We start from the raw sequence: 12,983 nt of genomic DNA, 5'->3' as shown, positions 1-12,983 counted from the left end.
ACCATGTCAAAAATATTGATTATTGAAGATGATTTTATGATTGCAGAGTCCACACAAACGCTGCTGCGTTATCAGCAGTTTGATGTGGTATGGGTCAATAATGGTTTTGATGGTTTAAAGCAATTACAACAATATCCATTTGATGTGGTGTTGTTGGATTTGGGCCTGCCGATGATGGATGGGATGCAGGTCCTAAAAAATATTCGCTCGCTTTATCCGACTTTGCCTGTGCTGATTATTTCAGCGAGAGATCAGTTACAAAATCGAGTCGATGGTTTAAACCATGGTGCGGATGATTACTTAATTAAGCCTTATGAGTTTGATGAGTTGCTGGCACGTATTCATGCACTATTACGTCGTAGTGGCGCGTTAAAACAGCAAAAGCAAAGCCAGACTTTGAGTTATGCAGGTCTAGAGTTAGATGAAGATTTGCACTTAGCCAAGTACAAAGGGCAGACCATTGATTTGTCGAACCGAGAATGGGCTATTTTAATTCCTCTGGTCAGTCATCCCAATAAAATTTTTTCCAAAACCAATTTGGAAGAAAAGCTCTATGACCTTGACTCGGAAATTAACAGCAATACCATTGAAGTTTATATTCACCATTTACGTGCCAAACTTGGCAAAGACTTTATCCGTACCATTCGAGGTTTAGGCTATCGTTTGGGGCAGGTTGAAGCATAAAATGGCGAAGCCGACTCCTGTTTCCTTAAAGCGTCAACTAATTACCTATACCTCTTTATTTAGTATTGTGATGGGCTGTTTGTTGGTGATTGCAGCGTATCGCATTGCCCTTGAAGAGACCAATGAGATCCTCGATGCACAAATGCGTAATTTGGCAGAGCGTGTTGCAGCGCATGATCCCGCTCCAATTAAGAGTGAATTTGAAGCGGACAGACACTATCACGAAGAAGATTTATTTGTAGATGTCTGGTCGTATGGACTGCCTGAACAACGGCAACATGAGTTTGATTTATTAATACAACCCGTTAAAAAAGCTGGATTTTATACCCATCACACGGCACAGGGGCTATGGAATACCTATGTGCTGCCAACAGAAAAGTATCAAATTCAAGTCAGTCAGCAGCGCAGTGTAAGACAAAAGCTGGCTTTAGAGCTGGCGGCCAATATGTTGATTCCATATTTACTGTTTATGCCTTTGGCTTTATGGGGGCTGAGTTGGATTATTGGGCGTAGTCTAAAGCCCTTAGATGAGTTTAAAGCGGAACTTGCACAGCGTGAACCATATGAACTGAGTGAGATTCGTCCAGACGGTTATCCACTGGAAATTCTTCCGACCATTAATGAAATGAATCGTTTATTTGAACGAATTTCGCTGTCGCAACAAGAACAAAAGCAATTTATTGCCGACGCAGCGCATGAGCTCAGAACCCCCATTACAGCACTGAATTTGCAAATGAAAATTTTGCTACATGAATTTCCGGAACACCAAGCATTAAAAAACCTAAGTTTAGGCTTAATTCGGACTCAACATTTGGTGTCACAACTGCTCAATTTGGCGAAACAGGATGCTTCTGTTCCAAGTTTAGAACCGACACAAAGACTAGGATTAAGTGATGTGGCAGTTGAATGTATGGAGCAACTGATGGAACTGGCACTAGCGAAAAACATCGATTTAGGCTTAGAACAGCATGAAGCACTTTGGATAGAAACTCAAAGTTCAGCCTTACATTCCATTGTTTATAATCTCTTGGATAATGCGATTAAATATACGCCTGAACAGGGTGTGATTAATGTCTCTATTTATCAGCAAGATCAGCAAGCCATTGTTCAAATTGAAGACAGTGGGCCGGGCATTGCGCCAGAGCTTTATGATCATATTTTAAAGCGTTTCTATCGCGTACATCATCATCTGGAAGTCGGCAGTGGACTAGGCTTATCCATTGTCGATAAAGCCGCAGAAAAAATTGGCGCCAAACTGTACTTTGGACAAAGTACAGGATTGGGCGGCTTACAAGTTCAAGTGATCTTTAAACTGTAGTTTCGGCTTGATTTGGGCTGGACAGTGTAAACTGCTTATAACACAGCGCATATGCCAGTACATTGACCAACCAAATCACCCATGCCGTCCATAAATTGTGACTAAGGAAATGCGCACCCCGCATCATTTGCGCCCAACCCATGACAAAGCCTAAAATCAGGGCAGCAAGCAAATAAAACCACGCGCGTTTGGGTTCATTTAGACGGTATACGAAATATCCAACAAAGAGCGCAAAACCTGTCGCAGCATGTCCTCCAGGGAAACAATGTCCTGCGCTGGCGGATAAGTCCCAAAAGAAATCATGTGTCGTGGCCAAAGTCATGTCCCATGGGCAGGCATGCGCGGATTGTGATTTTAAAATTCCAATGAGGCTAGTACTGATGAGGACTAAGCCAATGAAATAACCATTTTGCCAACGCTGGGGCTTGAACGTAGCCCATTTATACGAAGCGAGCCATTTCAGCAAATAAATCACATACACTGCGATGATGATGTCTTTAACGTAACGGTGATTCAGTTCTGCTAAGGCCCAGTCGCGCTTTAGTGGAAAATGACCAGTTTGATCCATAAAGGGGTGAATCAGTTGTAAGTCGATGGTGCCCGCCACAGGGAAGAGCAGCCACAATACGGCAAAACCCAGCGTCAAAATAAAAAACTGAAGGATGAAAAAACGTTGCTGATCCGACACAAGTGAGGCCATGTTCTGAAAATAAGCGCTATTCCAACAGCGTCAGCTTAAACGAGGCTTAACATAAACGCTGTTTCATCTGCTTTAGCATGATCTGTGCTTTGGTTATCGCTTTAAGGCGAATACAAAGTGTCGTTTCAGTGTTACATTTGCTCTCAAACACATGAGGTTTAAACATGTCGATACGTGCTGTTCTATTTGATTTGGATAATACCTTGACGCATCGTGGACGAAGTGTTGCGGCTTTTAGTCAAGATCTTGCCGATACTTATCAAAGCCAACTTAACTGCGTTGATGTGGAGCAGATTGAGTCGATTGTGAATCGGATCGACAATGGTGGTTATCCCTTAAAAGAGTATTTAACTCATCCCAGCATCGGTGCTTCAGTGGCTTATGCGTTGCTACAGGAGTTAAACTGGCAGGCGCCTCCGCATTTAGAAGCATTAAGCAATTTCTGGTTTGAGCAGTTTGGTTCCAGTGCAGTGGCGATGCCTGAGGCTGAACAAACGCTGACCCGTCTAAAGCAAGCAGGATATAAACTCGCCATTATTTCAAATGGCGGTCATGCCGCACGGCTGTCTATATTAAATGGCTTGGGTTTTCAGCATTATTTTGATGTGATCAATAGCTCTGGATTGTTTGGTCAAGCCAAACCCCAAGCTGATATTTTTATAGATACCGCACAGAAATTGGCTGTTAAGGTGGAGCAGTGCTTATTTATAGGAGATCATCCTATTAATGATGTACAAGGTGCGCAGCAGGCTGGAATGCAAGCACTGTGGCTATCTGGCTTTCATGTACCCTCAGTACAGATGTCTGCACCAAGTATCACGGCATTGTCCGAGATTTTTGATTATTTAGAGCGCTAAAAGCCTCTTATAATGTTCAATACGAATAAAAAAAAGCGGCCCATGTGAGCCGCATTAAAATGGAAATGCATTTAGAACATACTGTCATCTGAGTTGGCAGAGATTTTATGAATAGATAAATCTGCACCGCGGAATTCATCTTCTTGGCTTAAACGAATGCCCATCGTGGCTTTTAAAGCGCCATAGACCACCAATCCCCCAATAACAGCAATACCAATAGCCAATAGCGTACCAATCAGCTGTGACATCATCGCAACACCGCCCAAACCACCAAGCCATTTTTGACCAAAGATCCCGACTGCAAGCCCACCAAAGGCACCACATACGCCGTGCAAAGGCCACACTCCGAGTACATCATCGACTTTTAGCTTGTTTTGGGTGTAGGTGAAAAGTTTGACAAAAATCAGTCCAGCAATAGCGCCAATCACCAATGCCCCAATCGGATGTACGACATCTGAACCTGCACAAATTGCCACGAGACCCGCTAAAGGGCCATTGTGTAAGAAGCCTGGATCATTTTTTCCTGCGAAGTTGGCTGCCAAAGTACCGCCAACCATGGCCATAAGTGAGTTAATCGCGACCAGTCCTGAAATAGCATCCAAACGCTGTGCACTCATCACGTTAAAGCCAAACCAACCCACGATCAAAATCCATGAACCTAAAGCCAAGAAAGGAATAGACGAAGGAGGATGCGCACTGACACGACCATCTTTCTTGTAGCGTCCATCACGTGCACCGAGTAGAACCACCGCAGCCAGAGCGATCCAGCCTCCCATAGCATGTACAACCACTGAACCTGCGAAGTCATGGAAACTTGCGCCGAAAGTATCTTGTAGCCACTGCTGTAAACCAAAGTTGCCATTCCACGCGATCCCTTCAAAAAAAGGATAAACCAAGGCCACTAATAACACGGTTGCAATCGCTTGTGAGCGCATTTTAGCACGCTCGGCAATACCGCCAGAAATAATCGCTGGAATTGCGGCTGCAAAAGTGAGCAGGAAGAAACAGCGCATCAGGTTATAACCATGATCCGCCGCTAAGGTATCCCCAATATGGAAAAAATGGTGTCCATAGGAAATATAGTAACCTACAAAGAAGTAGGCGATTGCAGAAAGTGAAAAGTCCGTTAAAATTTTGCTTAAAGCATTGACTTGGTTTTTATGACGAACTGTCCCTAGTTCTAAAAAAGCAAAGCCTGCATGCATGGCAAGGACTAAAACCGCACCAAGAAGAAGAAAAAGTAAGTCAATATTTTGCATGTTTGGGTTCCATTTGAGTGCAAAATTTTGCAAAAAGAAACCCAGTATACTGATGCTTGTAATTTCGTGAAGATTTCAGCAAAAAGGAAATATTGATTAAGTTTTGCTTAAAAATAACAAGACTCGATATAAAGCAAAAGTGTGCACCATGATGGTGTTTGTGCATTGCAGTGGTGCATGGGTTAAAATATAAATTAATATTAAGTTTATGAATATATTATGTTTATCTAAGTTTCTTTATTTTAAATATACAAGTGTATATTTTATCTCTTGAGTTAAACCCAAAAAGTAGCAACACAAAAAAATGATAAAAAAATTCGGTTAGCAGTTATTGTTAGCTGAGTCTCCATTGCTTTGTTCTCTTTTGGAACGCTCGTGCCATGAAATGTGCGTGCTGATTGTGCATCAGTGAAAGATTTTAAACATGATTGTATTTTCTCATTCTTATTTTAATTTATCACAGATAAAACATGAATAATCACATAACTATATGTAATTAATTGTAATTATTGTCATATATGATCAGTCCTATTTCATCGTTTTACATCTAAAACGAGACAAAATAGTCGGGCAATATTGGCTTTTTGCTGAAAAGTTATGATTACAGAGTTTGCACAAAAAACAAAGACAAGCAGGCAGAATTGGCATTTTAGGTTTTGCTGCTTGAGCGTGATTTCTTAGAGGATATTGGGGCGTTTTAACTGATATTTTTTGATGGATTATGATGAAGAAAAAAGTAATAGCAACATTGTTTGCTCTCCCATGTGTGATGGCTTGGGCCAGTAGTGAAGTAACTTCGGATTGGGGTTATCAAGCACAAACAGCACCGCAGTATTGGAGCCAGCTCAATAGCAAATACCAAACTTGTGCGGGGCATAATCAATCGCCCATTAATATTGAGCATGTGATTTCAGCAGACCTTGCGGCACTTGATTTTGATTATAAAACTGCTGCAATGAGTATCGTGAAGCTTCCTCATACTTTACAAGCCAATTTTCATCAAGGCAGTTATTTAAGTTTAGAGGGAGAACGATTTCAATTATTGCAAATGCATTTACACAGTCCTTCAGAAAATACGATCCACGGCAAAAACTTTCCAATGGAATTACATTTAGTCCATGCTTCTGAAAAAGGGGAGCTGGCTGTGGTTGCAGTGATGTATGAACAAGGGAAAAAGAATCAAGCACTTGATGGACTATGGCAGCAGTATAGGCAACCCCAGAAAGCACTCAATTTAAACGCAGTTCAATTTTTGCCGACACATCGCGAGTACTACCGCTTTAATGGTTCGCTCACGACACCGCCGTGTACTGAAGGTGTACGTTGGGTGGTCTTAAAAGATATTCAGCAGGCATCAGCACAGCAAATCGCAAACTTCGCGGTACTGATGGGGTATCCGAATAATCGTCCTGTTCAAGCCACCAATGCGCGCTTGGTTTTAGACTAGAGCGTGAATTAAAAAAGCAGATCACACGATCTGCTTTTTTAATGTGGGATAACACGTCTGTGCTAGTGCAAGATCTTGTCTAAGAACTGTTGAGCACGATCACCACGTTTGGTGTTAAAGAAGTCATCTTTGCTACAGTCTTCGACAATTTTACCTTGATCCATAAACAACACACGGTTGGCCACTTGGCGGGCAAAGCCCATTTCATGGGTGACACACATCATGGTCATGCCTTCATGTGCTAACTCGACCATCACATCAAGAACTTCATTAATCATTTCAGGGTCAAGTGCCGATGTCGGCTCATCAAACAACATGGCAATCGGATCCATGCTTAATGCACGGGCAATTGCGACACGCTGTTGTTGTCCACCTGAAAGTTGGGCTGGAAATTTATGTGCATGTGCACTCAGCCCAACCCGTTCTAAATAGCCTAAGCCTTTCTTTTTCGCTTCAGCTTCAGAGCGTCCCAATACTTTAATTTGGGCAATGGTTAAATTCTCGGTAATGCTGAGATGCGGAAACAACTCGAAGTGCTGAAACACCATACCTACACGGCTGCGTAATTTGGTCAAATCTGTTTTCGGGTCTTTGATGGGTATTCCATCGACTGTGATTTGACCTTGTTGGAAGGCTTCCAGTCCATTCACTGTTTTAATCAGGGTCGATTTTCCTGAGCCTGATGGACCACAGACCACCACCACTTCACCTTGGCAAATTTGTGTGGTGCAATCGGTTAATACTTGAAAATCGCCATACCATTTACTGACATTTTGGAGGTCAATCATTACTTTTTGGTCGCTCATACGCTTAACCTCCTTTGTAATCGTTTTACTGCATATGTGGCTAGCATACTGATGGTGAAATACACCAAGCCTGCAAATAAAATATATTGCGTTAATAGAGACATCAAATCGCCCCGCACGTAGTTGGTGCGGAAAAAGTCGAGTAGGCCAATGGCGTAGACCATGGTCGAGTCTTGGAACAAGATGATGGTTTGTTGTAACAGCAGCGGTGTCATTTTACGAAAGGCTTGCGGCAAAATGATTAAGCGCATGGATTGACCATAGGTCATGCCTAGTGCATAAGCCGCGGCAGACTGTCCTTTCGGAATCGATTGAATCCCTGCACGTACAATTTCCGAGAAATAAGCTGCTTCAAACAACATGAACGCCACAATACTTGAGACCAAAGCGGTATCAATGGTCAGGTAATTCCCCGTGACTGTGGTGTAGATGAACGGTACAGCAAAGTAGAACCACATCAATACCAATAGGAGTGGAATCGAGCGGAATAAATTGACATAGCCTTGGGCTATTAAATTCAAGATGCGAATTGAAGACAAACGCATCAGTGCCAACAGCGTGCCAATGAAAATACCGCCAATGGTGGCAATACAGACCACTTTTAAAGTGATGCTTAAACCATGCCATAGGGCAGGTGCAGATAACTGCAAATCATGGGTAAATGCGGTGAGCCATTCCATTATTTAGCTCCTGCAATTAAACCTGGGACACGCAAACGTTTTTCAAGCAGCGTCATTAAGGTAATTAAGCACACGTTGATAACGATGAAAATAATCGTGACATAGGTATAGATTTCGATGGTGTTCTGCGTATATTCGCTGATGGTTTTCATCTGAGAAATAATCTCGGAGACCCCAACTAAAGAGGCTACAGAAGTATTTTTGACGCAGTTGGTCAACTCTGAGCTCAGAGGCGGCAAAATCGTACGGAAGGACTGCGGTAAAATGACATAGCGGTATAGTTGTGCGGTACTAAACCCCATGGCATAACCTGCATTGACCTGTCCAGTAGGTAAGGCTTCAATACCTGTGCGAACTTGTTCACAGACACGTGCTGCGGTAAACAGTCCAAGACCGATGCTGGCTGAAATTAGCGCTGTTGTTCCTGCACTTAAATCGTTAATCCACCATGACTTAATCGGGCCAGGTAAGAAATTCGGCACCACATAAAACCAAATAAATAATTGGATCAGTAGCGGTACATTACGAAAAATGGTGACGTAACCAGTGCCGATGGCACGTGCGGTTTTATTGGGAAGCGTGCGCATAATGCCGAGAACACTTCCGAGCACCATTGCAATGCTCCAAGCCACAATGGCAATAACAAACAGCCAGCCTAAACCAATTAAAATCCAACTGAGATAGGTGCTATCTCCGACGCCTGTGGATTGCCAAAGGACGCCCCAGTTCCAGGTATAATTCATGACAATCCCCTAAAATAGGTCAGGCAAAGAAACTTTGCCTGAGTGAACATTAATCTTTCCTTTATCGTTTACTGATCACGGTCATGTGGGTTTGCAATTAAGGCTTTAAGTTGGTCTGACATAGCAAAGTTCAGGTTAATGTTTTTCGGTGGAATTGGCTGTTCAAACCATTTGTTGTACATTTTGTTAATTTCACCTGAGCTATAAGTGGCTTTAATTGCATCATCAACCACTTGTTTAAAGCCTGTGTCGCCTTTACGCAACATACAGCCATAAACTTCTTGAATTGGTGCTGTACCGACAATGTGCCACTTGTTTGGATCTTTGGCTTTCGATTTTTCTCCAGCAAGTAAAATGTCATCCATCATAAACGCAGCAGCACGACCGCTTTGGAGCATCAAGAATGATTCAGCATGGTCTTTGGCAGAAATCACTTCACCAATACCGAGTTCTTTTTCATGCTGACGGATATAGCGTTCAGAGGTTGTTCCTGCTGTCGTCACTAATTTTTTGCCTTTTAAGTCAGCAAAGTCCTTCACGCCTGAATCTGTTGCAGTAAGTAAACGCGAACCCACTTCAAAGAAGCCCACAGAAAAATCAACTTGTTGCTGGCGTTCTTTGTTGTTTGTAGTTGAACCACATTCAAGATCGACTGTGCCATTTGAAACCAATGGAATACGGTTTTGGCTGGTGACTAAGTTATAGCGAACTTTTAAATCAGGCATATTCAGCTTTTGTTTAATAGCCTCAACCACTTTGAGCTGTAAATCATGTGCATAACCGACAGGTTGATTTGGGTTGTCTGCGATATAGGAGAATGGAATAGAGGAGTCACGGTAACCTAAAACAATGGTTCCTGATTTTTTAATCTTATCTAAAGTGCCTGACTGTGAAGCATCTGCGCCAGTGCTAGCTGCATCCGTTGCAGGTGCTTTGTTGTCGCTACATGCACTGAGGCTCAGCGCAAGTGCACTTGCACAAAATAGGGCAGAAAGATTACGTTGCATGGTCATGTACAAACTCCTTTTGTTTGCAGCATCAATTGCATTGTTTTTATCAAAAACGTCAGAATTGGGTTAAAGCTTTATTCTGTGCAAAAGATGTTCTTTTTATGGTATTTTTTTACAGCTTAGTCTGCATCTTAATCGAGATTGCTTTTGCTGCTCAAGTGGGATTTTTAATATTTTGTTAATAATGCTTTAAATAAGTGCATCGCTATATTCCTCTGATATTAAAAAGAAAATTATGCATAATGCGTGCCATTTCAAGTTTTATAATTCATTTTATTAGGCTAATGTCTAATGCCACAGGGTTGGCTATGCGTTTCGTTATGGATGCATGACAGAATGGATTTTGTTCGTGTAGAACATGCTAAAACTGAAATAGCAAAGAAAAGTGCTTTATTTTGAAGATGATCCGTTTTATGACGCAGTATATAAAGGTCAGTTAGATTCGGTTTACTGTCCTACGTTTTCCGCAGAGGATTAAAAACTAAAAAATAAAAGCGACTGTACGTTATGAACAAATGACGGAGCACAATCGCAAGGGGAGGAGATGAGCAGGTGTGTATCAAGACGTGCTTAGTGCACAAACATATCCATATATTCACGGATTTCAGAAATAGCCGTTTCAATATCCGTCGTCAGCCATGTTGGCTCAAACAGTCCAATATAGTGATCTAAACGGTCTTGAGGGACAACTAAACGCACAGGACATTCTTCTTCGAGTAAGCGCCAAGGAATGATGGGTGTTTCATTGTCTAAAAAGGCTTGCACATTTCGAATGTCAATAATCATGGCATTGACACATTCAGGAAAAGGCATCACAGAAAACTCTTCAGTACGACGACGGAAAAACTCCAGATCGCCCCATTTTAGAATATAACTAGGCTTAGAAAATTCAATAATACCAATAAGATGTTGGTCTCGCGTGTAGTGCAAATGACATTGGTGCGTAACATCAGTGTCTAAATCAAGCGTTACACTTTGTTGACGATATGCCATAAAGTCCAAAAACAGCTAAAACAAGGTGCATAATTATAGCGCAAATTCAGTTGAAGAGCGCTGTTCGCCAGACTCTTTTTGTCTATGCCTAGGTGAAATACTTTTTATATGACTTTTAACACTAAATTGATAGATGAATGACTGTTTTTAAAACAATAAAAAATAATAACTTAACTTAAAATAAAGCGCTTGTTTACTATCTCACTATGCTTTGAAACACAATGCTACACAAGCAGTTGTTAGTATAAAAATTCGACAACTTGATAATAGAAAATTGAGGGGGAGCTATGACACATGATTTCAATAAACCGCCCCATGTACAAACGCCAGAGGAGCGGCAAAAGAAAAAACGCGTGCCTGTGTATATGTTGGCATTGGTCGGAATTTTCTTAATCGCATTATTACTTTATATGTTTGCAGATACCAAGCCAAATCCGACTGAGGCGCCTCCAGGTCATCCGAATCCGAGCGCAGAGCCTGCAACACCGAATAATAGCACCACTGCAACAGCAGGTGACGAAGCGGTAGCCACCGATAGCAATACGGCGACTGCAACTGACCGCTAAATGTGACTAAAGCCCTTGTAATGTACAGGGGTTTTTTCTTTAGTAGTCATCAAAAAGGTATTCCATTTCTCATTCATACTTCATGGCAGACAATCACTTCAAAACTAAAATCTGTATTTGAGCAAAGGTCGCTGTGAGGTAGACATAACAAGAGGGAGAACAAAATGAATGATTATGTAGGGCATCAGGGTCGATTTGATGCGATGTATTATTGGGACCAGTTTCACCCGATCCTGTCCGCAATCGCCATCCTGATCATTGGTTGGATTATTGCATTATTGATTGCAGGTGCTGTGAAAAAGGTTTTAACCAAACTCGGGACCAACCAAAAACTTTCCAGTGCTACCGGCCATCGCTCAAATATTGAAAATATTATCTCTCGAGTTGTGTTTTGGCTCATCTTGATTATTGCGGTGATTGGTGCACTCAATGTTCTCAATCTCACCAGTGTAAGTGGGCCATTTAGTAATATGGTTCAACAGTTCTTGTTGTTTATTCCACAACTGTTGGCTGCTGTTGCTGTGGGTTTTATTGGTTGGATTGTGGCAAATCTGGTCAAAGCGGGTTTACAAAAAGGACTTGATAGGACTCAGTTAGATGAAAAACTCAGTCAGGATGTTGGAGTCAGTACGCTGAGTCAAAACATCAGTGAAATTGTCTATTGGCTGATTTTATTACTATTCTTACCCATTGTTTTGTCGATACTCGGTCTGACTGGGCTGCTCTTTCCGATCCAAAATATGGTCAATGAAGCCGTACTGTATCTGCCAAATATCTTTATTGCGGGTGTAATTGTTTTTGCGGGCTATATTCTGGCAAAAATTGTACGGGGCATTATTGAGGGTTTATTGAGAAGCCTAGATGTACAAAAACAGGTTGAAAAAGTAGGACTGTTTAAAAATTCAGATTTGGCCAAAGTGCTCGGATCTTTTGTTTTTGCAATCGTCATTATCACAGCGCTGATTATTGCATTTGAAGCTTTAGGGATCGATGCAATTTCTCAACCAGCGACGGCCATGCTGTATGAAATCATGAATGCGATTCCGCACATCATTGCGGCGGCATTGATTTTAATCTTGGCCTATGTGGTGTCACGTTTTGTCGCAAGCCTTGTGGTCGAAGTCTTGTCGGGAACAGGTGTCGATGACATTCCAAGCAAAGTTGGCTTGCAACGTTTCTTAGGAAACACCAAAGCGTCTTGCGTCGTGGGTTATTTCATTGTGTTCTTTACCATGTTATTTGCGGTCTCTGAAGCAGCAAATCGACTCGGCTTTGAACAGATCAGTGGTTTGATTGCGATGTTTATCCAGTTTGGTGCAAACATCCTATTGGGTGCAGTCATTTTGGGCGTTGGCTTCTGGTTGGCGAACTTGGTTGCACAGGTGATTGAACGTGGTGAATACAACAGCTCTCGTTGGGTGGCGAACATTGTACGTGTCTTGATCATTGGCTTGGTGTTGGCGATGGGCTTGCGTGCAATGGGTATAGCAGATTCGATCGTAAACTTGGCTTTTGGTTTAACGCTTGGGGCAGTTGCTATTGCTTTTGCACTGGCTTTTGGTCTAGGTGGGCGTCAACCTGCAGAACGGGTTTTGACCGATTTGTTAGATAAAGCCAAAAAAGAAGGTACGCAACCGAATCCACTTTATCAGGCTAAAACTGAAAGCACGCAATCCACACAGGGCAAAGAAGAACATGCCTCACTGAAAGAGCAAATGGATACACCAACGATTGCAGAGGAATATCAACATGCAGATGATATTCCAACTACAGCAGAGGTCGATCCTGCACATAAACCTTTAAATAAACCTTTTGGTTCAACGGGTGAAGCTGAACAAGATATTGACGTTCACCCCAAAGATCCAGACTAAATTAATCACACTAAACACCGACCGCTGATGGCGGTTGGTGTTTTTTATT

The 12,983-nt window shown here is 42.1% G+C and carries 13 protein-coding genes; 6 read left to right on the top strand and 7 right to left on the bottom strand.

Translation table 11 applies throughout. The annotated features are described in order from the left end of the window. Window positions 1–3: 3 nt before the first annotated feature. Together KVY11_RS03395 and KVY11_RS03390 are read left to right on the top strand one after the other, a co-directional pair. Window positions 4–684, top strand: coding sequence for a response regulator transcription factor (locus tag KVY11_RS03395; RefSeq protein ID WP_004694591.1), 681 nt, complete (start codon window positions 4–6; stop codon window positions 682–684). A 1-nt stretch (window position 685) separates the two neighbouring features. Continuing rightward, window positions 686–2,002 carry an ATP-binding protein gene (locus KVY11_RS03390; protein WP_218288098.1) on the top strand — a complete coding sequence of 439 codons (1,317 nt, stop codon included), beginning with the start codon at window positions 686–688 and terminating at the stop codon, window positions 2,000–2,002. Here KVY11_RS03390 and KVY11_RS03385 read toward each other — a convergent pair. Further along, window positions 1,992–2,702: a phosphatase PAP2 family protein gene (locus KVY11_RS03385; protein ID WP_218288097.1), complete on the bottom strand. Its 711-nt coding sequence runs from the start codon at window positions 2,700–2,702 to the stop codon at window positions 1,992–1,994. The two genes, KVY11_RS03390 and KVY11_RS03385, sit on opposite strands and share 11 nt — an antisense overlap. Window positions 2,703–2,866: 164 nt before the next feature. Here KVY11_RS03385 and KVY11_RS03380 point away from each other — a divergent pair, with 164 nt between their 5' ends. Beyond that, window positions 2,867–3,559, top strand: coding sequence for an HAD family hydrolase (locus KVY11_RS03380; RefSeq protein ID WP_218288096.1), 693 nt, complete (start codon window positions 2,867–2,869; stop codon window positions 3,557–3,559). Between the two features lie 71 nt (window positions 3,560–3,630). Here KVY11_RS03380 and KVY11_RS03375 read toward each other — a convergent pair whose 3' ends face one another. Continuing rightward, on the bottom strand, window positions 3,631–4,818 hold the full coding sequence (locus KVY11_RS03375) for an ammonium transporter (RefSeq protein WP_058952170.1): 1,188 nt from the start codon (window positions 4,816–4,818) through the stop codon (window positions 3,631–3,633). Window positions 4,819–5,542: 724 nt separating this feature from the next. Between KVY11_RS03375 and KVY11_RS03370 the strand changes: the two genes are divergently transcribed. Further along, entirely contained in the window at window positions 5,543–6,265 is a 723-nt protein-coding gene (locus KVY11_RS03370; RefSeq protein ID WP_218288207.1) for a carbonic anhydrase, read from the top strand. Window positions 6,266–6,327: 62 nt separating this feature from the next. Here KVY11_RS03370 and KVY11_RS03365 read toward each other — a convergent pair whose 3' ends face one another. The 5 genes from KVY11_RS03365 to KVY11_RS03345 form a co-directional block, all read right to left on the bottom strand. Further along, window positions 6,328–7,053 (bottom strand): amino acid ABC transporter ATP-binding protein, encoded by a 726-nt coding sequence (locus tag KVY11_RS03365; protein ID WP_010326224.1) that lies wholly within the window; start codon window positions 7,051–7,053, stop codon window positions 6,328–6,330. Between the two features lie 14 nt (window positions 7,054–7,067). Continuing rightward, entirely contained in the window at window positions 7,068–7,751 is a 684-nt protein-coding gene (locus tag KVY11_RS03360) for an ABC transporter permease subunit (protein WP_062034370.1), read from the bottom strand. Further along, window positions 7,751–8,494 carry an amino acid ABC transporter permease gene (locus tag KVY11_RS03355; RefSeq protein WP_148826519.1) on the bottom strand — a complete coding sequence of 248 codons (744 nt, stop codon included), beginning with the start codon at window positions 8,492–8,494 and terminating at the stop codon, window positions 7,751–7,753. Before KVY11_RS03355 ends, KVY11_RS03360 begins: the two co-directional genes overlap by 1 nt. Before the next feature lie 68 nt (window positions 8,495–8,562). Further along, window positions 8,563–9,507, bottom strand: coding sequence for a transporter substrate-binding domain-containing protein (locus tag KVY11_RS03350; RefSeq protein ID WP_218288095.1), 945 nt, complete (start codon window positions 9,505–9,507; stop codon window positions 8,563–8,565). 567 nt (window positions 9,508–10,074) lie between these two features. Further along, window positions 10,075–10,497 (bottom strand): hypothetical protein, encoded by a 423-nt coding sequence (locus tag KVY11_RS03345; protein ID WP_004694572.1) that lies wholly within the window; start codon window positions 10,495–10,497, stop codon window positions 10,075–10,077. A gap of 287 nt (window positions 10,498–10,784) precedes the next feature. Between KVY11_RS03345 and KVY11_RS03340 the strand changes: the two genes are divergently transcribed. Then, window positions 10,785–11,063, top strand: a complete 279-nt coding sequence (locus tag KVY11_RS03340) for a hypothetical protein (protein WP_004981228.1) — start codon at window positions 10,785–10,787, stop codon at window positions 11,061–11,063. A 164-nt stretch (window positions 11,064–11,227) separates the two neighbouring features. Next, window positions 11,228–12,934: a mechanosensitive ion channel gene (locus KVY11_RS03335; protein WP_218288094.1), complete on the top strand. Its 1,707-nt coding sequence runs from the start codon at window positions 11,228–11,230 to the stop codon at window positions 12,932–12,934. Window positions 12,935–12,983: the final 49 nt, after the last annotated feature.

Source organism: Acinetobacter sp. CWB-G5 (assembly GCF_019209785.1).
Classification (GTDB): domain Bacteria; phylum Pseudomonadota; class Gammaproteobacteria; order Pseudomonadales; family Moraxellaceae; genus Acinetobacter; species Acinetobacter johnsonii.
The sequence above is the reverse complement of the archived record's forward strand: the minus strand, read 5'-3'. Positions and strand labels throughout refer to the sequence as shown.